This is a genomic window from Microcystis sp. (assembly GCF_048564745.1).
Classification (GTDB): domain Bacteria; phylum Cyanobacteriota; class Cyanobacteriia; order Cyanobacteriales; family Microcystaceae; genus Microcystis; species Microcystis ichthyoblabe_A.
The window spans coordinates 53,240-75,515 of record NZ_JBLZRT010000029.1; the positions used below are offsets into that span (position 1 = coordinate 53,240).

20 protein-coding genes are annotated in these 22,276 nt (G+C 42.5%); 14 read left to right on the forward strand and 6 right to left on the reverse strand.

Annotated features, from left to right (window positions below; all coding sequences use genetic code 11):
* Nucleotides 1-48: 48 nt before the first annotated feature.
* Both ACOCD9_RS04595 and ACOCD9_RS04600 read right to left on the reverse strand, forming a co-directional pair.
* Nucleotides 49-1,152: a CobW family GTP-binding protein gene (locus ACOCD9_RS04595; protein WP_419546550.1), complete on the reverse strand. Its 1,104-nt coding sequence runs from the start codon at nt 1,150-1,152 to the stop codon at nt 49-51.
* A gap of 102 nt (nt 1,153-1,254) precedes the next feature.
* Nucleotides 1,255-1,692, reverse strand: a complete 438-nt coding sequence (locus tag ACOCD9_RS04600; RefSeq protein ID WP_194015147.1) for a DUF4079 domain-containing protein — start codon at nt 1,690-1,692, stop codon at nt 1,255-1,257.
* A 4-nt stretch (nt 1,693-1,696) separates the two neighbouring features.
* On the opposite strand from ACOCD9_RS04600, the gene ACOCD9_RS04605 reads away from it, so the two are divergent.
* A complete protein-coding gene (locus tag ACOCD9_RS04605) occupies nt 1,697-4,333 on the forward strand; it encodes a M1 family aminopeptidase (RefSeq protein WP_419546552.1) in 2,637 nt (878 codons plus the stop codon).
* Nucleotides 4,334-4,364: 31 nt separating this feature from the next.
* On the opposite strand, the gene ACOCD9_RS04610 is transcribed toward ACOCD9_RS04605, so the two are convergent.
* Nucleotides 4,365-4,982 (reverse strand): 7-carboxy-7-deazaguanine synthase QueE, encoded by a 618-nt coding sequence (locus ACOCD9_RS04610; RefSeq protein ID WP_419546553.1) that lies wholly within the window; start codon nt 4,980-4,982, stop codon nt 4,365-4,367.
* Here ACOCD9_RS04610 and ACOCD9_RS04615 point away from each other — a divergent pair.
* The 9 genes from ACOCD9_RS04615 (at nt 4,959) to ACOCD9_RS04655 (ending at nt 11,453) form a co-directional block, all read left to right on the forward strand.
* On the forward strand, nt 4,959-5,516 hold the full coding sequence (locus ACOCD9_RS04615) for a Ycf51 family protein (protein ID WP_287701481.1): 558 nt from the start codon (nt 4,959-4,961) through the stop codon (nt 5,514-5,516). The two genes, ACOCD9_RS04610 and ACOCD9_RS04615, sit on opposite strands and share 24 nt — an antisense overlap.
* A 19-nt stretch (nt 5,517-5,535) precedes the next feature.
* Nucleotides 5,536-6,645 (forward strand): iron-containing alcohol dehydrogenase family protein, encoded by a 1,110-nt coding sequence (locus ACOCD9_RS04620; RefSeq protein ID WP_419546554.1) that lies wholly within the window; start codon nt 5,536-5,538, stop codon nt 6,643-6,645.
* 29 nt (nt 6,646-6,674) lie between these two features.
* On the forward strand, nt 6,675-6,920 hold the full coding sequence (locus ACOCD9_RS04625; protein WP_419546556.1) for a type II toxin-antitoxin system HigB family toxin: 246 nt from the start codon (nt 6,675-6,677) through the stop codon (nt 6,918-6,920).
* A 160-nt stretch (nt 6,921-7,080) separates the two neighbouring features.
* Nucleotides 7,081-7,302 carry a hypothetical protein gene (locus ACOCD9_RS04630; RefSeq protein WP_288034739.1) on the forward strand — a complete coding sequence of 74 codons (222 nt, stop codon included), beginning with the start codon at nt 7,081-7,083 and terminating at the stop codon, nt 7,300-7,302.
* A 264-nt stretch (nt 7,303-7,566) separates the two neighbouring features.
* On the forward strand, nt 7,567-8,700 hold the full coding sequence (locus ACOCD9_RS04635; protein WP_287701490.1) for a HetZ-related protein 2: 1,134 nt from the start codon (nt 7,567-7,569) through the stop codon (nt 8,698-8,700).
* Between the two features lie 129 nt (nt 8,701-8,829).
* Nucleotides 8,830-8,988: a hypothetical protein gene (locus ACOCD9_RS04640; RefSeq protein WP_287701492.1), complete on the forward strand. Its 159-nt coding sequence runs from the start codon at nt 8,830-8,832 to the stop codon at nt 8,986-8,988.
* A gap of 2 nt (nt 8,989-8,990) precedes the next feature.
* Nucleotides 8,991-10,505, forward strand: a complete 1,515-nt coding sequence (locus ACOCD9_RS04645; RefSeq protein ID WP_419546558.1) for a cryptochrome/photolyase family protein — start codon at nt 8,991-8,993, stop codon at nt 10,503-10,505.
* A 129-nt stretch (nt 10,506-10,634) separates the two neighbouring features.
* Nucleotides 10,635-10,976: a translation initiation factor gene (locus tag ACOCD9_RS04650; protein WP_061430180.1), complete on the forward strand. Its 342-nt coding sequence runs from the start codon at nt 10,635-10,637 to the stop codon at nt 10,974-10,976.
* A gap of 9 nt (nt 10,977-10,985) precedes the next feature.
* Nucleotides 10,986-11,453 (forward strand): TspO/MBR family protein, encoded by a 468-nt coding sequence (locus ACOCD9_RS04655; RefSeq protein WP_046661703.1) that lies wholly within the window; start codon nt 10,986-10,988, stop codon nt 11,451-11,453.
* 71 nt (nt 11,454-11,524) lie between these two features.
* Here the strand turns inward: ACOCD9_RS04655 and ACOCD9_RS04660 are convergent, their stop codons facing one another.
* Both ACOCD9_RS04660 and cobM read right to left on the reverse strand, forming a co-directional pair.
* Nucleotides 11,525-11,689, reverse strand: coding sequence for a hypothetical protein (locus ACOCD9_RS04660; RefSeq protein WP_287701498.1), 165 nt, complete (start codon nt 11,687-11,689; stop codon nt 11,525-11,527).
* 135 nt (nt 11,690-11,824) lie between these two features.
* Nucleotides 11,825-12,613, reverse strand: a complete 789-nt coding sequence (gene cobM, locus ACOCD9_RS04665) for a precorrin-4 C(11)-methyltransferase (protein WP_419546559.1) — start codon at nt 12,611-12,613, stop codon at nt 11,825-11,827.
* A 214-nt stretch (nt 12,614-12,827) separates the two neighbouring features.
* On the opposite strand from cobM, the gene dnaB reads away from it, so the two are divergent.
* From dnaB to ACOCD9_RS04680, 3 genes are all read left to right on the forward strand, one after another.
* Nucleotides 12,828-14,585 (forward strand): replicative DNA helicase, encoded by a 1,758-nt coding sequence (gene dnaB / locus ACOCD9_RS04670; protein WP_287701502.1) that lies wholly within the window; start codon nt 12,828-12,830, stop codon nt 14,583-14,585.
* A 1-nt stretch (nt 14,586) separates the two neighbouring features.
* Complete coding sequence (locus ACOCD9_RS04675) at nt 14,587-16,164, forward strand: glycosyltransferase family 39 protein (protein WP_287701504.1); 1,578 nt, start codon at nt 14,587-14,589, stop codon at nt 16,162-16,164.
* A 92-nt stretch (nt 16,165-16,256) separates the two neighbouring features.
* On the forward strand, nt 16,257-17,573 hold the full coding sequence (locus ACOCD9_RS04680) for a family 10 glycosylhydrolase (RefSeq protein WP_419546562.1): 1,317 nt from the start codon (nt 16,257-16,259) through the stop codon (nt 17,571-17,573).
* Between the two features lie 372 nt (nt 17,574-17,945).
* Here ACOCD9_RS04680 and ACOCD9_RS04685 read toward each other — a convergent pair whose 3' ends face one another.
* Entirely contained in the window at nt 17,946-20,366 is a 2,421-nt protein-coding gene (locus ACOCD9_RS04685) for a phosphoketolase (protein ID WP_287701508.1), read from the reverse strand.
* A gap of 555 nt (nt 20,367-20,921) precedes the next feature.
* Here ACOCD9_RS04685 and gap point away from each other — a divergent pair.
* Entirely contained in the window at nt 20,922-21,956 is a 1,035-nt protein-coding gene (gap, locus tag ACOCD9_RS04690; RefSeq protein WP_002793129.1) for a type I glyceraldehyde-3-phosphate dehydrogenase, read from the forward strand.
* Nucleotides 21,957-22,276 lie beyond the last annotated feature (320 nt).

The following is a 22,276-nucleotide window of genomic DNA, read 5'->3' on the forward strand; positions in this document are numbered from 1 at the left end:
AGAGTTTCCCCTTAAAAATCCCAACTTAGTAGATTTACAAAGCGGGGTTTATTTCCCAAATCCTTTACCGCGATTGACAGCAGGTAAACTGAGACAATTGTTAATCTGTTCTTTTAGGGTTTCATGATCAAGATTTTGACCGATAAGAACTAGCTGATTTTTCGGACTACCTTTCCATTCGTCATCTTCGAGAGTGAAACGTTTACCACTGAGGTGGAAAATATGACGTTTAGGACTTTCATCAAACCAGAGAATACCCTTAGCGCGGAAAACGCTTTCCGGTAACTGATTATCGAGGAAATATTGGAACTTCCGAATCGAAAAAGGTTGGTCACTAGCAAAGGAAATAGAAGTAAATCCATCCACCTCTAAATGATTGGAATGGTCGTGATGATCATGATCGTGATCGTGGTGGTGATCATGGTCGTGATCATGATCGCAATGGTCGTGATCGTGGTCGTGGTGATCATGGTCGTGGTGTTCTTCCTCTGTGTCGAAATATTTATCCGATTCAAATAGTCCGACGCTGAGAATTAAGGGTAAAGGGACCTGACTTTTGCTAGTACGAATAATTCTCGCTCCTTCCTTCATGTCCCGGATTCTTATTTCTAAAGAATCCACATCCGCTTCATCCACTAGATCGGTTTTATTGAGAACAATAATATCACCGTAGGTGATTTGACTTAAGGCCGCTTGCGAGTTGAATAAATCGAGACTAAAATTGGCACAATCCACCATAGTGACAATGGAATCTAAACGGGTCATTTCCCGTAATTCCGTCCCTAAAAAGGTTAAGGCTACCGGTAAAGGATCGGCTAATCCTGTGGTTTCTACGACTAAATAATCGATTTTTTCGGGACGTTCGAGAATTTTATAAACCGCTTGAATTAAATCCTCGTTAATCGTGCAGCAAATACAGCCATTATTTAATTCTACCATGCTGTCATCACTGCTGATAATCAGTTCGTTATCGATACCGATTTCACCGAATTCATTGACAAGAACAGCAGTTTTTAATCCCTGTTGATTGCTGAGAATATGATTGAGGAGAGTAGTCTTACCACTACCAAGAAACCCAGTAATAATTGTTACCGGTAGCCCTTTTTTTGGCACTGACATCGTGTTAATAGCTTGTGATTCGACGGTTTGCATAATAATTTGGGGGTGAGTATTCTGTCACTAAAAAGCGATTTTTCGGGATGAGATGGCTAGTTTTTCTTGATCAAACAGTCTCCACTCGATCGCCGACTATTTTTATTGTAGATATTTTTGGACCACATCCCATCCTGTTAGGGTAACAAAAAGAAAACCCAGAAACAATAAAAGATTAGTGCCGATGTGGAGAGACCGCACTAGAGGTGGACGAGTTGTAATGTTCAGGCCGGTAATTGCCGAAACAAAAACCAGAAAAACCACCGATAAACCCGCTATCAGGTGGGAAGAGTGGCCTAAACTGCCATAATGACCGATTGTTCCCACTAATCCGATTCCCAGCAGAATTAAGACCAAAGCAACCATGATCAGGCCGCTGAGGAGATGAAAGGGTCTTAACCATTTCGGTCGAGATTGGCCCGCAAGTCGTCGATAACCCATGTTTACCCCCGAAACTGCCAGTAAAAAATAGGCAAAGAGGGTAAATCCCATCGACCAAGCGGCAATTTTCCATAACCAGAGAAAGGAGGGGAGATTCATAGGGGTGGGATTATTGTTAGCAAGGAAAGGGACGACCGATCGTGTTAATTTAAGTTTACTGGACAAAAATCAGCAAGTTAGGGCTAATATGTCTCATCTCACCATCGACACGGAAAATAATCAGCGTCAACCCTTTGAATTACCGGGGGCTAAACCCCATTATAACCCCGATCGACCCGGACAAGTTAATCATATTTTTCTCGATTTAATTATTGATATTCCCCAACAAAGTTTTCAGGGCAGCTGTCAGATTACCCTCACCCCCATTCGTCAGGGAATTAGCAGTTTAACTCTGGATGCGGTGGATCTAAATATTAATTCTGTGTTCATTGAAGGTATCAGTCAACCCTTTGACTATGATCGTTCTCTCCTGACCATTCATCTGTTACAACCCACCACCGATAAACCGATTATCCTGACGATTAACTATCAGGTTAAGCAACCACAACGGGGATTATATTTTATCGGACCTGATGAATATTATCCCGATAAACCGATGCAAGTTTGGACCCAGGGAGAAGATGAAGATTCTCGCTTTTGGTTTCCCTGTTTTGATTACCCCGGTCAATTAACTACCTCCGAAATTCGGGTTAAAATTCCCCAACCCTATATCGCTATTTCTAACGGGGAATTAATCTCGGTGGAACCCGTGGGTGAGGACAGAATTTATCACTGGTCACAAAAGCAAATTCATCCTACCTATTTAATGACTCTTGCGGTGGGAGATTTTGCTGAATTATGCGACTCATGGAATGGTGTTCCTGTCACTTATTATGTGGAAAAAGGACGGGAAGAAGAGGGCCAAAGAAGTATGGGTAAAACTCCCCGCATGATCGAGTTTTTTAGCCAAAAGTTTGGTTATCCCTATCCCTATCCCAAATACGCGCAAGTTTGTGTAGATGATTTTATTTTTGGTGGGATGGAAAATACTTCCACCACAATTTTAACCGATCGCTGTTTAATTGATCAAAGAGCCAGCATTGATCATACTTGGACAGAAAGCTTAGTTGCCCATGAATTAGCTCATCAATGGTTCGGTGATTTAGTGGTGATTAAACACTGGTCTCACGCTTGGATTAAAGAGGGAATGGCCTCCTATTCTGAGGTTTTATGGACAGAATCGGAATACGGAAAAGCAGCTGCTAGTTATTATTTATTAGGGGAAGCAAGAAGTTATTTAGAAGAAGATGCTTCCCGCTATCGTCGTCCGATTGTTACTCATGTTTATCGAGAAGCGATCGAACTTTATGATCGTCATCTCTACGAAAAAGGTGCTTGTGTTTATCACATGATTCGCTCTATTTTGGGGGAAGATTTATTCGCAAAAGCGATTCATACTTTTGTGCGAGATAATGCCCATAAAACCGTGGAAACTGTGGACTTATTACGGGCGATCGAAAAAGCGACCGGGTACAATTTATTATTCCTCTTTGATCAGTATGTTTATCGCGGTGGTCATCCCGATTATAAGGTGGCCTACAGTTGGGACAATCAGAATAATTTAGCCCAATTAACTGTCACCCAAACCCAAGACGAAAAGGAACTATTCGACTTGAAAATTCCCGTCGCTTTTGCCTATCTCAACTCTGAGGATATTACCTACAATCTGCGGATTCACCAAAAAGAACAAAGTTTCTATTTTCCCCTAGCACAAAAGCCCGATTTTGTCAAGTTCGATCGGGGTAATAATTTCCTCAAAACCGTCACTCTTGAGTATCCCATCGGTGAATTAAAAGCGCAATTACAACAGGATCCCGACCCGATTTCCCGTATCTATGCAGCCATAGCCATTGCTAAAAAAGGCGGTTTAGAAGCGATCGAAGCTTTAGGGACATCCCTAGAAAATGAGCCTTTTTGGGGGGTGCGTGTGGAGGTGGCTAAACAGTTAGCAACTCTTGGTTTAGATCAGGCAGTTACTGCTTTAATTAAAGGTTTAAACGACGAAAAAGCCCAAGTACGTCGGGCAGTTGTCGAGGGATTAAGTGAAATTAAAACCTTAGATAGTTATCACGCGCTTAAATCCCTACTAGAAGCTGGAGATGCTAGTTATTATGTGGAAGCGGCCACAGCGCGAGGATTAGGCTCCATGGCCGTGGGACAATTGCAAAATCAAGAAGGGGAAATTATTGACCTGCTCAATCATATTTTACAGTCAAGAAAGGGGTGGAATGAGGTAGTAAGAGCGGGCGCAATTGGCGGTTTAAGCCAGTTAAAAACCTCGCCGGCGGCTTTAGAGTCAATTTTGACCTACACGGCTTTAGGCACGCCTCAACCCCTGAGATTAGGAGCTATCCGCGCCCTAGGAGCGATTTCTTCCGGACAAACCACCGACAAATTAACCGTAATTTTGGAACGTTTAGAAACCATTGCCAAGGAAACTTTTTTCTTGACACAAGTGGCAGTGTGTAACGCTTTAGGACAGATAGAAAATGCCAAAGCTATCGCTATTTTACAAGCTTTGAGCGATCGAACTCCCGATGGTCGCGTTCGTCGTGTAGCCGAGGAAGCAGTACAAAAAGTCCAGAAAAAATTAGGTTCCGACAAAGCAATTCAGGAAATTCGCGAGGAATTAGAAAAAATGAAACAGGAAAATCAGGAACTTAAAAGTCGTTTGACCAAATTAGAGGCGAAAAATAGTTAGTTAACCTGAGTTATCAGTTATCAGTTATCAGTTAGCGGACTCCTAAAAACTTGTGGGTTTGGAGACTGAGACGCCATTGGGGATGCCGAAGAACATAATTAAAGACTAACTCTTTGCTTTCTGCTGTATTCCATTCGGGTTGTAGATATTTGATCACCCCTTCCGATAACTTACTTTCCTGCATAGCTGCCCATTCTAAATCCTCTGGATGAGCCACGACAATTTTTAACTCATTCACCCGTGTATAAATACTAGGATCGGGCATTTTATAAGTTTTAGGAGAAAAAGTCACCCAATCAAAAACCCCAGTAAAAGGATGAGCGCCAGAAGTTTCTAAATGTACCCGTAAACCCTGATTTTTTAATTCCTTGGTTAAAGGATCAAGATTGTGCATCAAAGGTTCACCCCCAGTAATCACCACCATAGCGGGGTTAGCCCCTTTTGCCATCTCTACCAATTCCCCCAGGGATTGTTGGGGATAACGGTGGGCATTCCAAGACTCTTTTTGGTCGCACCAAGGACAATAGACATCGCAACCTCCCAAACGGAGGAAAAAAGCATTGCTTCCCGTCCAAAAGCCCTCGCCCTGGACGGAATGGAAAGTTTCGACCACAGGATAGGTACAATGGTTTATGCTAACCGTTTTCATAGAATCAGTATTATAGAAAATATGGACATTCCCCTGAACTTTGCCAAATACATCCAATGGTCTGGCATTGCCACGCTGGTTTTTTTGGTACTTACGATTATCGCTTTTCTCGTCGGTTGGGGAATCCGCTTTCGTCTCGTCGGTATCACTAGCTTTATGGCTGTGTTGACGGTGGGGATTTTCGGTCTTGGGTTAGGATTATTTACCCGTACCGAAATTCCTGGAGCGGTGAGATTCTCCCTTGTCTATGATAACGGAGCTAATCAAGCTGTTATCTCCCTGCCCAATACTGTTACTCCCGAGCAGGTGGAAGCAACCCTAAAACAAGCCGCTAGTGACTTGTTTTCCTCCGGTCGCGCCGGTGCTGGCGGTAATAATCAATTTATCATTAGCGCTCGCACTCTCGTTCATCCTCAGCCCGGTTTATCTGCTCCTTTGTACCTGGGACAGATTAAAAAATCCTTCTCCGCCCCGGGGGATAATACTCCTGAACTACAGCTTTTTCCCGAAAGTTTCGCTAAACTTAGCCAATAATCCTTGAGGTTGTCAAAAAATGTCCAATGCTGTCGCTGTTTTGCCCCTGTTAATCGCCCCCGCACAAGTGATTCGGGGTGACAATGCCCTAGAAGAATCCACCGGCAAGTTAGGGGATTTGGGTAAACGTCCCCTCGTGGTTGGCGGCGATCGCAATTTAGCTTTTTTGTCATCTCCCCTGAAAAATCTCACTCCTAGCTATCACAGTTACGCCCCCGATTGTTCGGAAAATTCCTTAGCATATTTAAAGGCATCTGTCAAGAGTCATGAGGCAGATTTTATCATCGGTGTGGGTGGCGGCAAGGCCCTCGATACGGCCAAATTACTCGCCCATCAGTGCCATTTGCCGATCGCCACGATTCCCACCTCCGCCGCTACCTGTGCCGCTTGGACAGCCCTATCTAACGTTTATTCCGATGCGGGGGCGTTTCTTTACGATCTGTCCCTAGCCCGTTGCCCGGATTTATTAATTCTCGATTACGGTATTATCCAAACTGCCCCGAAAAGAACCTTAATCGCCGGTATTGGCGATGCGATCGCTAAATGGTACGAAGCTTCTGTCAGTAGCGGTCACTCCACAGAAACCCTGATCATTGCCGCTGTCCAACAGGCCCGGGTTTTGCGGGATATCCTTTTCCAAAAATCCCCGCAGGCTCTGGAAAATATCGGCGGGGAAGACTGGAAACAGGTGGTAGATGCCACCGTTTTATTAGCCGGAGTAATTGGTGGTTTGGGGGGCGCTAATTGTCGTACCGTGGCCGCCCATGCAATTCATAATGGTTTAACCCATATTCCCGCTTGCCATCACGCGCTCCACGGGGAAAAAGTCGCCTACGGAATTCTCGCCCAATTGCGTCTAGAAGAAATAGTTTTGGGTAATCAATTAGCAGTATCGGCCCGGGGGCAACTAATCCAGTTTTATGAACAAATTGGTTTACCGAAATCCCTAGAGGATTTAGGATTAAAAGATGTTTCCCTTGCCCAATTGCGCCACGCGGCCGCAATTGCCTGTCAGCCTAATTCGGACATTCATCGTCTGCCTTTTACGGTTTCCCCCGAACAAGTTATGGCGGCCATGGTTTCCACTACCACTGCCGATACAATCGGGCAGAAAGTTAAGGCTAATTAAGGGCAATATTTTCGGGATTTATTAATAAAATGCCCGTTATCAGTCGGAGGAAATTAAATGAATTTGCCGAAAGGTATCCCGAAACCAAATCAGCATTAAAAGAATGGTATCAAAAAATAAAGACAGGACAATTTCAGTCCATAGCAGAATTAAGAACCATTTTCCCCAGTGGTGACAAAGTAGGAAAACTGACTGTCTTTAACATAGGCAGAAATAAGATTAGACTCATAGCGGCGATTCATTACAATCGACAAAAAATTTATAGCGCTTCCTAAGCTAGTGAGGTACATCTACTTTCTTCCCTTTTGCCTTTTGCCTCTTGCCTTTTGCCTAAAACCCATAACTTTTGTACCTCAGCAGACTGAAAAACGCTATATATTCGAGAAGTTTTAACTCATGCTGAATAGGACAAAAACAAATGGAAGGAGTAAAAAAATGCCGACGATAGATATAGAGAAAACACGGCAAGCCTGGACAAACTTAAAGCCAATACTCTTTATCCCTCGCAACGAATCAGAATATGAACAATTAGTAATTATGTTTGATAATTTGATAGATGAAATAGGAGAAAATGAAAATCATCCTCTTGCTTCTTTAATGGAAATTTTGGGAATATTAATAGAAAATTATGAACAGGAAAATGTTCCCGAATTATAAATGGTAGGGGTGGTGCATTCCCAAATATTGGTTAACCTTGAAATTGTCATGTTTTCAGGGAACACACCCTAGGCAGGGATGCAATCGCCCTAAATCATTATCTGGCCAAAGACTTAATTGATTAGTTCGTTCTAGTCGGGTGTTGGGTAAAATCGGTGCGATCGGCTTTCTCCATGGCTCAGGTTTTAGCATATATCGTGTAAATGCGCTAATATTCAAACTAAAGCCGTCCTAAAAAGACGGGGTTTGGAACTCAATTTTTCGATGACGACAATAATCGACGAGTTAAGGCAACAATGGCAAGATCGCCTCTCTCAAACAGAGGATTCCTTAACCGATCGCCAACGGGATACCATTATCAATTGGTTACTCGGTGAAGATAGCCAACGTTGGGAAAATTTAGACGAGAGAGATTTAGAAATCGCTAAACGGGGATTAGTCTATCTTTGGCAAATTCTGCGGCAACGCTATCTGAAAGTTAATCCCACCCGCGCCTATCGTAACCTGATTGATCGTCTCGGTGCTTGTGTCACTCTCCGGCAAAAAATTCGCACTTGGGTTTCCTTAAGTCGCGATCGTCAGCAAGCGGTGGCCGATGTCTTGCAGGAAATTATTCAAGAGATGTTAAATAGCGATCGCTATCTGCAATCCCAGTTAGCATGGATCGCTCGTTGTACCAACGATCAAGCTACTCGTGATCAGCTGCTGTTAGCCACCCTAGAGGAATACGCTCTGCGTCCGATCCGCAATCAACCCCTGTTAGCCTATCGTTTTGTTAATTATCTCCGTCGTCAATCGAGGAGCGGTATCACTAATGTGCCGCGGCAAGAAATGATCAGGATTCTCTCCGATGAAATTAGTGGCGATGAGGGGGAAACTAGCTTAAGTTTACTGGATCAAAATGCGATCGCTACCTACGAAGATCAACGCACTTCCCAAGAAGCGCAAATTCTCCGGGTAAAAGTTCAAGAGAGTTTTGCTAAGTATTTAGAGGAAAATGTTAGTCCGGAGGCGGTGACTTGGTTTAACCTCTATCTAGGGGGCGAAAGCCAAGATGCGATCGCCAAAGCGATGAATATTCCCGTCCAACGGATTTATCGTATCCGGGAAAAAGTTGGCTATCATGCGATTAAGGTTTTTGCCCTCAAGGAAGGGACAGAATTAATCGCTGAATGGTTACAAATCAGCCCGAAAGAGCATAATTTTGGCTTAACTCTCAGTCAATGGCAAAGTTACTATGCTGGCCTTTCTCCCACGGGTAAAAGCGTTATCGATGGCTTAAAAGCGGGTAAAACCCTTGAGGAAATCGCTGGCGAATTAAACTGTAAACGCACACAAGTGGTCAAAGAATGGACGCAACTTTATCTAAGCGCCCAAAGTCTCAGGACAAAAACCTAATCAGTTATCAGTTATCAGTTATCAGTTCACTGAGAAAACTCCCCACACCCCACACCCGTTCGGCTGAGCTCACGGCCGAAGCCCACACCCCACTTCCCATCCCCTTTTTGATTTTTGACTTCAAGAAATATGTGGATTATTAGCAAAAAAGTCGGGGTATTTACCCATTATTTAACCCCTACGGGTATATTTACCCCCAGCATCGACAAAGCCAGTAAATTTTCTGCTCGGGAAATGGCGGATATTATGGCTAAAAAATACGGCGGAATAGTAGAGGCCATGAGATAATTATGACCATTGGTATTTGGATTTTAGGGGATCAATTATGGACAGGACAAGCGGCTTTAGCTAATCGTCAAGCCTATTCACAGGAAACACCAGTTATTTTAATTGAATCCCACAATCATATTCGACAAAGACCCTATCATCAGCAAAAATTAGTTTTAATCTGGTCGGCGATGCGTCATTTTGCCGAAGAATTAAAAACTTTAGGATGGTCTGTCACCTACGAAGTTGCTGAAGATTTTGAACCGATTTTATCTGCTTGGATTAAACGATTAGGCATTAAAGAATTACAGATTATGATGCCTAATGATTTACCTTTTCTTAGATTAATCAAAAATCTTAATTTAGACTGTGTTATAACCCTAATTGATAATAATCACTTTCTCTGGACAAGGACAGATTTTAATAATTGGGCTAAATCTCGTAAAAGACTATTACTAGAGGATTTCTATCGAGAAAGTCGCAAAAAATGGCAGATTTTAATCGAGGATAATCAACCCATAGGAGGACAATGGAACTTTGATAAACAAAACCGCAAACCGCCCAAAGATGGATTAAAAACTACTGCTCCTCTTTGGTTTGAACCCGATGAAATTACCCTTCAGGTTATCGCTGATGTGGAAGCTTTAGATATTCCTAAATATGGAAAAATCAAACCTTTTCGCTGGGCAGTAAACCGCAGACAAGCTTTACAGGTTTTGGAGCATTTTATTACTAATTGTCTGCCCAACTTTGGCCCCTACCAAGATGCGATGGTAACGGGAGAAGAAACCCTCTGGCATTCCCTATTATCCCCCTATCTGAATCTAGGATTACTAACGCCGTTGGAAGTGATTCAAGGGGCCGCAATTGCCTATAAAAAAGATAATTTAGCCCTAAATAGCATCGAAGGATTTATCCGTCAGGTGTTGGGATGGCGGGAATATATGCAGGGTATTTATCATTATCTGGGAGAAGATTACGCTAATCATAATTGGTTTGAGCATCAACAACCCTTACCGGCTTTCTTTTGGGATAGTAACCAAACCGAGATGAATTGCCTCAAACAAGTATTATCACAGGTGGAAAATACCGGTTATGCCCATCATATTCAAAGATTAATGATTTTGAGCAATTTTGCCTTAATTTTTGGTTGCTCTCCCCAAGAGATTGAAAACTGGTTTCATAGTGTTTTTATCGATGCCTACGATTGGGTAATGCAGACTAATGTACTGGGAATGGGACAATTTGCCGATGGGGGAATTCTCGCTTCCAAACCCTACGCCGCCTCGGCCAACTATATTGATAAAATGAGTGATTATTGTCGGGGTTGTCTGTATAAAAAAAATGAACGAGTCGGGGAGTTTGCCTGTCCTTTTAACTTTCTTTACTGGGATTTTTTGGCACGACATCGAGAAAAATTAAAATTCCAAGGTCGAGTTAATATGATTTTAGGTCATCTCGATCGAATGTCGGCAGCTGAACTTAATCAAATGCGCTGCCAGTCCAACCAATTAAGAGCTATCAGCAGTCAGCTTTGAATCAGTTATCAGTTATCAGTTATCAGTTATCAGTTATCAGATGCTGGTTTTCAGTTCACTGATTACTGTTTACTGATCACTGAAAAACCCCCAACCCCCAAACCCCAAACCCAGTATGATAATTGCTATATGAGTAAATCAAAAGAAAAAAACCGGATTGCCTATCAGGAATTTGGAGATCAAAGCAATTCTCAAGCTTTTGAGCGTTCCATCCCTGAATTACCCCCAAATCAGCAGAATTTGCGAGTACAAACCTCCCGATCTGGTCGTGCGGGAAAAACCGTTACCATGGTTACAGGTTTTCAATGCCAAACCGAAACTCTGACGAAATTATTAAAACAGTTAAAAACTGCTTGCGGAACGGGTGGTACAGTTAAAGAAAATACCATTGAGATCCAAGGAGATCATCGCCAAAAGATCCTACAAATTCTCGTTGAATCGGGTTACAAAGCCAAAATTAGCGGAGGATAGCTAAAAATGATGATTCCCTCTTGGTTGCTTATCGGTGTCGTCGGATTTTTGGTAGCGTTAGCTGGGGGATTACTCAATTCTCGCGATGTGCGTTGGTTTGCGCGATTGCGTCGTCCCGATTGGTTAACCTTTGAAGGATTAATCCCTCTTATCTGGACAATTATCTATATTTGTGGGGCAATTTCTGCTTATTTAGTCTGGGAAGCTCAACCGGCTAATCGCTGGTTTTTGATGGCTTTTTATCTGTTGGTGGAATTGACTATTACTGCCTATACTCCCGTCACCTGTAAACTACGCAGTCTCAAAGCGGGAACGATTATCGGAGGTACGGGTTTTTTCTTGGGTTGTCTTCTGGCGCTATTGGTTTTCCCTGTTTCTTCTTGGGCGGGCATCCTACTCTTACCCTACCTGATTTGGAGTCCGATCGGTACCTATGTGACTTGGGAAATGAGCCATCTCAATCCTCGGGATGTATAGATAGGTAAAGTGGGATGGGTTAAAAATTAACACATCCCACAGGTCTTATTGCCATCTACCAACTTGAAAATCTAGACTGTTTTTCTCGCTCTAACTCGCTCTACCTTTACCTTGGCAGGACTAGAGCAATCAAGGAAGTTAGGAACCTCCTGACGACAGTGAGGACAATACCAGTAGGCACGACCAACCACAAGGTGACGAAGGGTAATTCCCGAACACATAGGGCAGCTGTGCATGGATTGTTAGACGAATTTTAAACGTTTTTAAAATTGTCCTACCTCCTACTGCGATTTTAAACAAAATCGCCGCTCTTTAAATCTATCTTTAGGTAGAAACCTAGTGTTTCTTTCGATAGACTTCCCAGAAAATACCTAAGAATGAGGACGGAAAAGATGGGAGTGTTGCGGGTGATAAAGTTGCGATCGAGTTCCTGTAATCTGGTTTAAAGCGGGACTAATGAGATAAAGGGTAGTTCTAGTTAAATTTTCTCGATGGGTTAGTTGGGCCATCTCTGACAGGGGGACAACCCAGATTTTTTCGTCGGGCCAACCGAGACGGAAACAAATGGCCACCTGTTGCTCTGCCGGATAGTATTTTAGGAGTTTTTCCTGGGCTTTGTCAACGTGACGGGCGGCTAAATATAGGCATAAACTGGCTTTATGAGCGGCTAAAGAGGCTAATTCTTCACTTTCTGGCATGGGAGAGGCTTTTCCTTCCACCCGGGTTAGAATAATTGTCTGGACTAATTCCGGAATCGTTAATTCTAGGGCCAATTTAGCCGCTAATCCTTGAAAGGCACTAATTCCGGGGATTAGCTGAAAGGGGATATCTGCTGCTGTCAAAAGCTCAATTTGTTCTTGGATGGCACTATAGAGACTTAAATCCCCCGATTGCAGTCGCACCACCGCTAAACCCCGACGCACGCGATCGATCATTAAAGGGATAATTTCTTCTAGGGTGATGCTACTGGTGGGAATTAACTCGGCATCTTTACGGGTATCCTCAAGAATCTGTTTGGGGACGAGGGAATCAGCAAAGAGGATAACATCGGCTTTTTGGAGAATTTTATAGGCTTTTACCGTCAATAATTCGGGATCTCCGGGACCCGCACCAATAAAGTAAACGGCCGGGGAGAGCGCCGAGGAGTCAATTAAAGTCATACTAAATCCTGTTTAAAAGGGGTGTGGGCTTCGGCCGTGAGCTCAGCCGAACGGGTGTGGGGTGTGGGGATGTGGGGATGTGGGGATGTGGGGAGAATAAATAAAAACAATCTCCTGACTCCTGAATACTGAATCCTATCATTAACCTGAACATTTGTATTTAATTAGGGTGAAACTGACTATAATTAATGATAAAGCACGGTCAGCATTGACAATGATTAGCGATCAATCCCTCCCCCCCCAAAATATTGAAGCGGAAGAATCTATCTTAGGTGGTATTTTACTAGATCCAAAAGCGTTAGGTAGAATCAGTGATTTTTTAATTCCAGAAGCTTTCTATGTGAAAACCCATCAAGATATTTATCGTGCGGCACTTGCCTTACAAGGGAAGGGAAAACCGACGGATTTAATGACGGTTAGCAGTTGGTTACAGGATAATCATCTGCTGGAAGAAATCGGGGGAATGCCGCGATTGTTACAATTAATTGAGCGCACTGTCTCGGCTGCCAACATCGATCGCTATGCTGAATTAGTGATGGATAAATATATGCGTCGTCAGTTAATTTCCACGGGGGGAGAAATTATCGAGTTAGCCAGGGATACGACGCTAGAATTAGAAAATGTTTTCGATGAATCGGAACAAAAGATTTTTCGTCTCACCCAAAAACGACCCCAGGAGGGTTTAATTTTTCTGGGGGATACTTTAATTGAAACTTTTAATGAAATTGAGAAAATGCAGGAGACGACCACTCTACCCGGTATCGAAACTCAATTTTATGATCTCGATGCGATGACCAGTGGTTTACAACCCTCGGATTTAGTTATTATCGCCGGTAGGCCTTCCATGGGAAAAACTTCTTTTGCTCTTAATATTGCCTATAATATCGCTCAACAGAATTTACCTGTGGCTGTCTTTAGTTTGGAGATGTCCAAGGAACAATTAGCCCAACGTTTGTTATCGAATGAGGCTAAAATCGAAAGTAATCGGATTCGCTCGGGCCGTTTAGGACAAAATGATTTAGAGAAGGTTCTTGGGGGACTAGAAAAGTTATTAAATTTGCCCATGTATATCGATGATAGTGCCAATTTAAGTGTGCTTCAAATGCGTTCCCAAGTGCGGCGTTTACAGGCAGAAAAAAAGGGACAAATGGGCTTAGTTTTAATCGATTATCTGCAATTAATGGAAGGTGGAGGTGATAATCGCGTTCAGGAAATTTCTAAAATCACCCGCAGTCTTAAGGGTTTAGCGAGAGAAATTCATGCTCCAGTAATTGCTCTTTCTCAGTTAAGTCGCGCTGTGGAATCTCGCAATAATAAAAGACCGATGATGTCCGATTTACGCGAGTCGGGATGTTTAGCGGGTGATAGTTTAGTTGAGTTAGCCGATCCTCGTGCTAAAGTGCCAATTTGTGAGTTAGTGAATTGCTCTAATTTTACGGTTTTTGCTCTTAATGAGGAAACAATGAAATTAGAAAAAGCACTGGTAACTAAGGTCTTTTCCACAGGATTTAAGCCAGTTTTTCGATTAACAACTCGTTTAGGTCGCACGATTAGAACTACAGCCAATCATAAATTTTTGACTGTCCACGGTTGGCAAAGATTAGATGAATTAAATATTGGTAATTATATCGCTTTACCTCGCTCTCTGAGTAATTCAGACCTAACTTTTAATTGGGATGAAGTTATGGCAATTCAAGCGGATGGAGAGACAGAAGTGTATGATTTAACAGTAGATAAATTGCATAACTTTATTGCCAATAATATCATCGTCCATAATAGTATCGAACAGGATGCGGATTTAATTATGATGTTATACCGAGATGAATATTATAACCCCGATAGTCCCGATCGAGGTGTGGCCGAAGTAATTATTACTAAACACCGTAACGGTCCCACCGGCACAATTAAGCTACTTTTTCAACCGGAATTTACCAAGTTTCTCAATCTTAAACAAAGTCGCTCTAATTATTAAAATGAAAGCAAATATTAATTATAAAACTCCCAATTGGCTCTTAATACTTTTGGCAATTATCCTAACTCTCGGTGTGGTTTTTCGTTTCGCAAATATCGATAAAAAAATCTATTGGCATGATGAATCCTACACCACCATTAGAACCACTGGTTATCAAGCAAAGGAAATCGCCGATACTATCTTTCAAAACCGTCTTTTATCTACCACAGAATTAGGAAAATTTCAACAACTGAAACCCGAAAGCAATGTTTTTGATACGATTAAATCTCTCGCTAAAGAAGACCCTCAACACCCACCTTTATACTTTATGATCTCTCGCTATTGGGAAAAAATATTCGGTTTTTCTCCCGTTTCTTCCCGCAGTTTAGCGATTGTTTTTAGTCTTCTCTCCCTGCCATTTATTTACTATCTATCCCTAGAATTATTTGCGTCAAAGTTAACGGCAATTTTAGCAGTAATTTTATTGGCACTCTCTCCAGTTGATATAATATTTGCTCAAATGTCTCGTCAGTATAGTCTTTTAGTTTTGTTAACGATAATCAGTCAATTAATGCTGTTAAAATGCCTCAAAAAAAGAACTCTTGTTAATTGGTCTTTATATACCTTATCTAATACTCTCGGACTCTACACCCATCTCTTTTTTATTCTCAACTTATTTGCTCAAGCAACCTTGATAATTTGGTATCTTGTTATGAAACCAGAGCGAAAAAATAACTTGATATTTTTCCTGTTATCTGGGTTAACAATGATAATTTTATATATACCCTGGTTACGGGTTTTTTTAACTAACTCTCAAAGGGCCTTTAACTCCACCAGTTGGGCTGCCGTTAACTATCTCGATTGGGGATTGTTCGGTAAATTATGGCTCTTAACTTTTACTTCTCCATTTAGCGATAGCGATTTTGGTTTTAATAACATCTTCACCTATATATATAGACTGTTTTTTTTAATCTTAACTATCTATGCTTTTTATCGAGTTTATCGCTACAATAACCCCATAGCTTTTACTTTTCTGATTACCTCAACCCTAGTACCTTTCCTAGCTTTAGTCATTCCCGATCTAATTTTGACCACCACTAGATCAACTGTCACCCGTTATCTAATTGCCACCTTTCCCACTATCTATATAACTGTGGCTTTTTTCTTGTCACAATTGCTTAATCAAGGTAAAATTTTAGGTAAAATTATCTTGACTTTTTTGTTAACTGCTAGTATAATATCGAACTTTAATAATGCTCTTTCCGAAACCAGTTGGGCAAAAGTTCCTAGTTATTGGAATGGCGAAGTTGCCAGAAAAATCAATGCTGTACCCAATGCCATTATTATCAGCGACGAAGGTAATGACTGGACTAACTTAGGTGATTTGCTTTCCCTTAATTATCGTCTTAATGCTGATGTACAATACTTTCTGACTACCACTAACCCCGATACCGATAAGTTAAAAGAAGTCCTAGAAATTCCAGGGGTCAACTTATTTCTTTTTCGTCCTTCCAATCGGTTATTACTTGCCTTAAAGCAATTCGATGTTCGTCGTGATGATTTTTATCGTCAAGGTCAATTGTCGCGAGTGAAGAAATAGGTAAATATATATTTTGGGTCAATCTAGCCTGAAAGAGTTGAGCAAAGCTGGTATTATAGCCAGTTAAAACCGTTAATCTTCACCTTAAAGAAATGACTTTTCTAATTCCGACCAGTGCTTGGCGGCAAATTCTTAAAAAGCTCCCCATACTACTATTTTTAGCATCTTTTCTAATAGTCCTACTCTTAGGCTATTTTTCTGCTGCTTTCTCTCAAAGTCGGGATGGCGATATCCGCGGTGTTTGGATTACCACCAACGACACAGCCATGCTGATGGACAGGGATAAACGACAACAGGCGATCGAGCAATTAGTTAATCTTAATTTTAATGCTATCTATCCCGTGGTCTGGAATTCCGGTTATGCTCTCTATCCGAGTGCGATTGCTCAACGGGAAGGAATACAGCCTTTTGTGCCTACGGGAGCGCAGGGACAAGATATCTTGGCAGAAATGGTGGAACAAACCCGTGGCAGGGGATTATTAGTCATTCCTTGGTTTGAATTCGGATTTATGGCTCCTCCCACCTCAGAATTAGCTTTAAAACATCAAGACTGGTTAACCCAAAAACGCGACGGAGGGACCACTTGGGTGGGGGCAGCCGGTGAGGTGGTGTGGTTGAACCCTTTCCGTCCCGAGGTGCAGAATTTTCTGCGGGAATTAGTCTTGGAAGTAGTGGGACAATACGATATTAACGGCATCCAATTCGACGATCATCTGAGTTTACCTAACGAATTCGGCTATGATCCCTATACTATCGCCCTTTATCAACAGGAAACGGAAAAAACACCTCCAGCTAACCCCCGGGATCCCGAATGGACAAAATGGCGGGCCGATAAAATCACCGCTTTTCTGGCTAATCTCAAAGAATCAATTCAGGCAATTAAACCGAATATACTGCTTTCGATCGCCCCTAATCCCTACGAATTCGCCTATAATGGTCATTTACAGGATTGGCTCGCTTGGGTGCGGCAAGGATTAGTCGATGAGTTAATCGTACAGGTTTATCGTCCCGATCTGCCCAGTTTTCTCAAACAATTAGAGCGTCCCGAAATTCAAGAAACCCAGCAAACTATCCCCACCGGTGTGGGGGTTTTAACCGGTTTACGCAATCGACCGATTGCCCTACCCTTTATTGAAGAAAAGGTATTGGCTGCTCGTCAACGGGGTTTAGGGGTGATTTTCTTCTTTTATGAAAGTCTCTGGCAGCAAGCTTTGGAACCTCCAGAAACCAGAAAAGCGGCAATTCAAGCGCTGTTTTCCCAACCAATCACTCCCCGTCTTCCCGTGGTGGAAAATATCCCCTTAGTTAGTACACCTGAACCTGTTGACCAGCCAGAACAAACCCCCACACCTCCCCCCTTAGCGCCGGACGGTATCGAAATTCCTGTAATTCCCCCTCCGGGTAGTTAATAGCAATTTTTGCCCAGAGAAATTACAGATCAAATCATCGAATTTAAGTCCCCCTTTTTCCCTTTTTTTTAACAGGGATGGAGATGCTGGGGGGATGAAAATTTTTTTAGTCAGATTTTGGAGAATTGGTATGAGTTAGACTTACTCATTCTCCGCATTGACATCTCAAACTGAATTGCTATGGTAAATCCCTTGATAGATAGGCATTTCAGTGTTTCAATCGGGACTAACTTCTGTGAAAACCGCTATATACAAACTCTATTAATTGCACCATAATTAAACTCAAATAATATTTTATTTAGGTGGAATAGGAAGATGAAATTTATCGATAAACTAATAAATTATCATCACCTAAACCACTTTCTAGCCTAATTAATAGGGCCATTTCCAGTTAGTAATCTCGTCCTTATCGATGCCATTGGTAAAAGCATAATCGAGATTATCGATAATGGCATTTTTCATTCGTTCTTTCACATGACCGGCAGCAGAACCTAATTTTGGCACGCGATCAATCACATCAATTACTAGATGAAAACGATCAACTTGGTTACGAATCGCTAATTCTAGGGGAGTATTAATATTCCCTTCTTCTTTGTAACCGCGCACATGAATACGTTCTTGATTACTGCGACGGTAGGTAAGTTTATGAATCAGCCAAGGATAACCGTGGAAATTAAAGATAATTGGCTTATCAGGGGTAAATAAACTATCAAAATCCCGTTCTGATAAACCATGAGGATGTTCACTTTCAGACTGTAATTTAAACAGATCAACCACATTGATAAAGCGAACTTTTAAGTAAGGGAATTCCTCCCGCAGAATTGCCGTTGCTGCTAAAGATTCTTTAGTGATAATATCCCCACAGCAAGCCATAATTACATCTGGTTCATCGGGATTGATTCCGTCATCATCGTTACTAGCCCAATCCCAAATACCGATACCTTTGGTGCAGTGCTTAATTGCTTCTTCAATGGTCAAGTATTGCAGGTGTTTCTGTTTATCAGCAACGATAATATTAGTGTAATCCTTGCTCTTGAGACAGTGGTTAGCCACACTTAATAAACAGTTACCATCGGGGGGAAGATAAACCCGCACCACGTCGGCACTTTTATTGGTTACTAAATCGATAAAACCGGGGTCTTGGTGACTAAAACCATTATGATCCTGCCGCCAAACCACCGAGGATAATAACAGATTCCAAGAGGAAACAGAAGCACGCCAAGGCACATGATTTTTGCAGATATCGAGCCATTTAGCGTGTTGGTTGAACATGGAATCAATAACATGAGCAAAAGCCTCGTAGGAGTGAAATAAACCGTGACGACCGGATAATAAATAACCCTCTAACCAACCGACTAAAGTATGTTCACTCAGCATCTCCATCACCCGACCATCGGGAGATAATTGGCTACCATCTAAATCCTCCGGATAGGTATCGGCTAACCAAGCTTTTTTAGTCACTTCATAGAGAGCCGCTAAACGATTAGAAGCAGTTTCATCGGGACCAAAAACGCGAAAATTAGTCATATTATTTCGCATTACATCCCGCAAAAATACCCCCATCACTCCCGTGTTTTCCGCTTCCACCTGGCCCGGGTGGGTGACATCTACGGCATATTGACGAAAATCGGGCATTTTTAGGTCTTTACGCACCAATCCGCCGTTAGCGTGCGGGTTAGCACTCATGCGACGATGACCCCTAGGAGCCAGTTCTTTAAATTCTGGCTTAAATTTACCCGTGGTATAGTCAAATAATTCCTCCGGGTTATAGCTTTTCATCCACTCCTCTAATTTTCTCAAGTGTTCGGGGTTTTCCTGCATGGCCCCCATGGGGACTTGGTGAGCGCGCCAGAATCCTTCTACTTTATGACCATCAACATTTTTCGGGCCCGTCCAACCCTTGGGAGACCGGAGGATAATCATCGGCCAGGGGTAACGTTTAGCAATACCCGTGCTGCGAGCTTCCTGTTGATAGGAGCGAATCTGATTGATACAGTGTTCTAGGGTAGCGGCCATTTTTTGATGGCAGTGCAGCAGGTCTTCATCTTCCTTACATTCGACGATGTAGGGAGTGTAACCGTAACCGACAAAGAGACTTTCTAACTCGTGCGTCGAAATACGGGAGAGAATGGTGGGATTAGCGATTTTATAACCGTTTAAGTTTAAAATTGGCAGTACCGCACCATCGCGAATCGGGTTAAGGAATTTATTCGAGTGCCATGCGGTGGCAAGGGGGCCGGTTTCTGCTTCCCCATCACCCACCACCACGGCCGTAATTAGGTCGGGATTGTCAAAAACAGAACCGTAGGCATGGGAAACACTATAACCTAGTTCGCCGCCCTCATGGATAGAACCAGGGGTTTCGGGGGTGACGTGACTGCCGATGTGACCGGGAAAAGAAAATTGTTTAAAGAATTTTTGTAATCCTTCCTCGTCTTCACTTTTATCGGGGTAAATTTCCGAATAGGTTCCTTCTAGATAAACCGGACCGAGTACCCCCGGCGCCCCATGGCCGGGACCGGCCATAAAAATCATATCGAGGTCGTATTTTTTGATTAAACGGTTGAGGTGAACGTAGGTAAAACTTAAGGCCGGACTTGCTCCCCAGTGACCAAGTAAACGATACTTAACGTGTTCGGGTTTAAGATGTTCTTTAAGCAGGGGATTATCGCGCAGATAAATCATACCTACAGCTAAATAGTTACAAGTGCGCCAATAGGCATGGGTTTTGTAGAGTTCGTCTTGAGAAAGGGGATTTTGTTCTGTTAAGGGTCTTTCTGGTGCGGATACCATGAATATTTCTCCAATATCTATGAAGGATGAGATTAAGAGAGTTGATAGACAATTTCTCCAGATTATCGAGAGGGTTAACCCTCGGTCAGTTTTCAAACTGTAATCAAGAGTCTAACCTTTCGGAGGGTAAAAAACTATTAAAATAAGCTATATTTTGCCAATCCGGCTAGGGGAATTTATGTCAGTCGGGCGGGGTTTTTAAATGGCTTTTAAAGGCATATTAATATGTTCTTAACTTAGGGATCCACAAATTCTCAGAAAGCTTTTAATGATTTTTTAATGTCAACTTTTCCCAAAAGGCTATATAATCATATTTTACTTTTTTGACAAAGGCCTAATCAGGTTTTCTCGATGCCGGTGGCGGGGACGACTAGGGTAGCAAATTTATTATTTTTTATCTTGGAAGCACTGAAACTTAAAATCTTTCTATACTTCATCTAGCGATCGATAAAAGCTGATTAGCATATATAGTGATTCTCTACAGGCTAATCAATTCTCGGATTGTTTTTTCTTGATCGTGCCTAAGCTTATCGCAGCTGCAAAGGAGTTTTTTTCATGACAAAAGTAAGAGTCGCCATCAACGGATTCGGTCGTATCGGTCGCCTCGTTTTTAGGGCCGGTATCCAAAATCCTGATTTCGAGTTTGTTGGTATCAATGATCTCGTCCCCCCCGATAATATTGCCTATCTGCTCAAATACGACTCCACCCACGGACGTTTTCAGGGTACGGTAGAAGCAAAAGAAGATGGCATCGTCGTGGATGGTAAGTTTATCCCCTGTTACTCCATCAAAGACCCCGCCCAACTGCCCTGGGGTGCAACTGGGGCCGATTATGTGGTTGAGTCCACTGGTTTATTTACCACCGCCGAAGGAGCAGGAAAACACCTAGAAGCCGGGGCCAAACGGGTGGTTATCTCCGCACCCACCAAAGATCCCGACAAAATTCGTACTATTGTACTGGGCGTTAACGATAATGAATACGATCCCGCTAAGGATCTGATCGTCTCTAACGCTAGTTGTACCACCAATTGTTTAGCCCCGATCACCAAAGTTATTAACGATAACTTCGGACTAGCGGAAGGATTAATGACCACGGTACACTCGATGACCGCCACTCAACCCACCGTGGATGGTCCATCGAAAAAAGATTGGCGCGGTGGTCGCGGCGCCGGTCAAAATATTATCCCCTCCTCCACGGGAGCAGCCAAAGCAGTAACCCTAGTTATTCCTTCCCTAAAAGGCAAATTAACCGGTATGGCCTTCCGTGTGCCAACTCCCAACGTTTCGGCGGTGGATTTAACCTTTAAAACCGAAAAAGCCACCAGTTACGAGGAAATCTGCGCCGCTATGAAAGCCGCCAGCGAAGGACCGATGAAAGGTATCCTCGGTTATACCGATGAGGAAGTGGTATCGAGTGACTTTATCACCGACCCCCGTTCCAGTATCTTTGATGCTAAAGCTGGCATTCAACTTAATGCCAATTTCTTTAAGGTCGTCTCTTGGTACGATAACGAGTGGGGTTACTCCTGCCGGATGTTAGACCTGATGAAAATGATGGCAGCTAAGGAAGCAACCCTAGTAACAGCCTAAATCAGTTATCAGTTATCAGTAACCAGTTATCAGTAACCAGTGAACAGTAAAAAGACAGCACTGTTAATGCCATTAGACATCTCCAAGAGTTAAACAAAATAGTTCTATGGCTGAAATGTATGTCTTTGTCTATTTAATACTGCTCACTTAATAAGTAGGTGGGTGTTAAAAATTGTCAGATCCCCCCTTATCAAGCTATCCATTAGTCGGATCTTTCTTAACAAAAAGAGAAGAAACTTAAAAAAAGGGGAAACGATTGATAGGTATAGTTTTGAAAGAAGGAATCAAGGTGGAGGTAAGCAAAAAAATGGAGAAATGGG

Bases quoted from the DNA above. Each gene is read 5' to 3' on its own strand.
- ACOCD9_RS04680 (WP_419546562.1), top strand. From the start codon at position 16,257: ATGACTTTTCTAATTCCGACCAGTGCTTGGCGGCAAATTCTTAAAAAG.
- gap (WP_002793129.1), top strand. From the start codon at position 20,922: ATGACAAAAGTAAGAGTCGCCATCAACGGATTCGGTCGTATCGGTCGC.
- ACOCD9_RS04610 (WP_419546553.1), bottom strand. From the start codon at position 4,982: ATGAAAACGGTTAGCATAAACCATTGTACCTATCCTGTGGTCGAAACT.
- ACOCD9_RS04600 (WP_194015147.1), bottom strand. From the start codon at position 1,692: ATGAATCTCCCCTCCTTTCTCTGGTTATGGAAAATTGCCGCTTGGTCG.
- ACOCD9_RS04640 (WP_287701492.1), top strand. From the start codon at position 8,830: ATGTGGATTATTAGCAAAAAAGTCGGGGTATTTACCCATTATTTAACC.
- ACOCD9_RS04625 (WP_419546556.1), top strand. From the start codon at position 6,675: ATGCCCGTTATCAGTCGGAGGAAATTAAATGAATTTGCCGAAAGGTAT.
- ACOCD9_RS04655 (WP_046661703.1), top strand. From the start codon at position 10,986: ATGATTCCCTCTTGGTTGCTTATCGGTGTCGTCGGATTTTTGGTAGCG.
- ACOCD9_RS04620 (WP_419546554.1), top strand. From the start codon at position 5,536: ATGTCCAATGCTGTCGCTGTTTTGCCCCTGTTAATCGCCCCCGCACAA.
- dnaB (WP_287701502.1), top strand. From the start codon at position 12,828: ATGATTAGCGATCAATCCCTCCCCCCCCAAAATATTGAAGCGGAAGAA.
- ACOCD9_RS04645 (WP_419546558.1), top strand. From the start codon at position 8,991: ATGACCATTGGTATTTGGATTTTAGGGGATCAATTATGGACAGGACAA.
- ACOCD9_RS04675 (WP_287701504.1), top strand. From the start codon at position 14,587: ATGAAAGCAAATATTAATTATAAAACTCCCAATTGGCTCTTAATACTT.
- cobM (WP_419546559.1), bottom strand. From the start codon at position 12,613: ATGACTTTAATTGACTCCTCGGCGCTCTCCCCGGCCGTTTACTTTATT.
- ACOCD9_RS04635 (WP_287701490.1), top strand. From the start codon at position 7,567: ATGACGACAATAATCGACGAGTTAAGGCAACAATGGCAAGATCGCCTC.
- ACOCD9_RS04685 (WP_287701508.1), bottom strand. From the start codon at position 20,366: ATGGTATCCGCACCAGAAAGACCCTTAACAGAACAAAATCCCCTTTCT.
- ACOCD9_RS04660 (WP_287701498.1), bottom strand. From the start codon at position 11,689: ATGCACAGCTGCCCTATGTGTTCGGGAATTACCCTTCGTCACCTTGTG.
- ACOCD9_RS04595 (WP_419546550.1), bottom strand. From the start codon at position 1,152: ATGCAAACCGTCGAATCACAAGCTATTAACACGATGTCAGTGCCAAAA.
- ACOCD9_RS04630 (WP_288034739.1), top strand. From the start codon at position 7,081: ATGCCGACGATAGATATAGAGAAAACACGGCAAGCCTGGACAAACTTA.
- ACOCD9_RS04615 (WP_287701481.1), top strand. From the start codon at position 4,959: ATGGTTTATGCTAACCGTTTTCATAGAATCAGTATTATAGAAAATATG.
- ACOCD9_RS04650 (WP_061430180.1), top strand. From the start codon at position 10,635: ATGAGTAAATCAAAAGAAAAAAACCGGATTGCCTATCAGGAATTTGGA.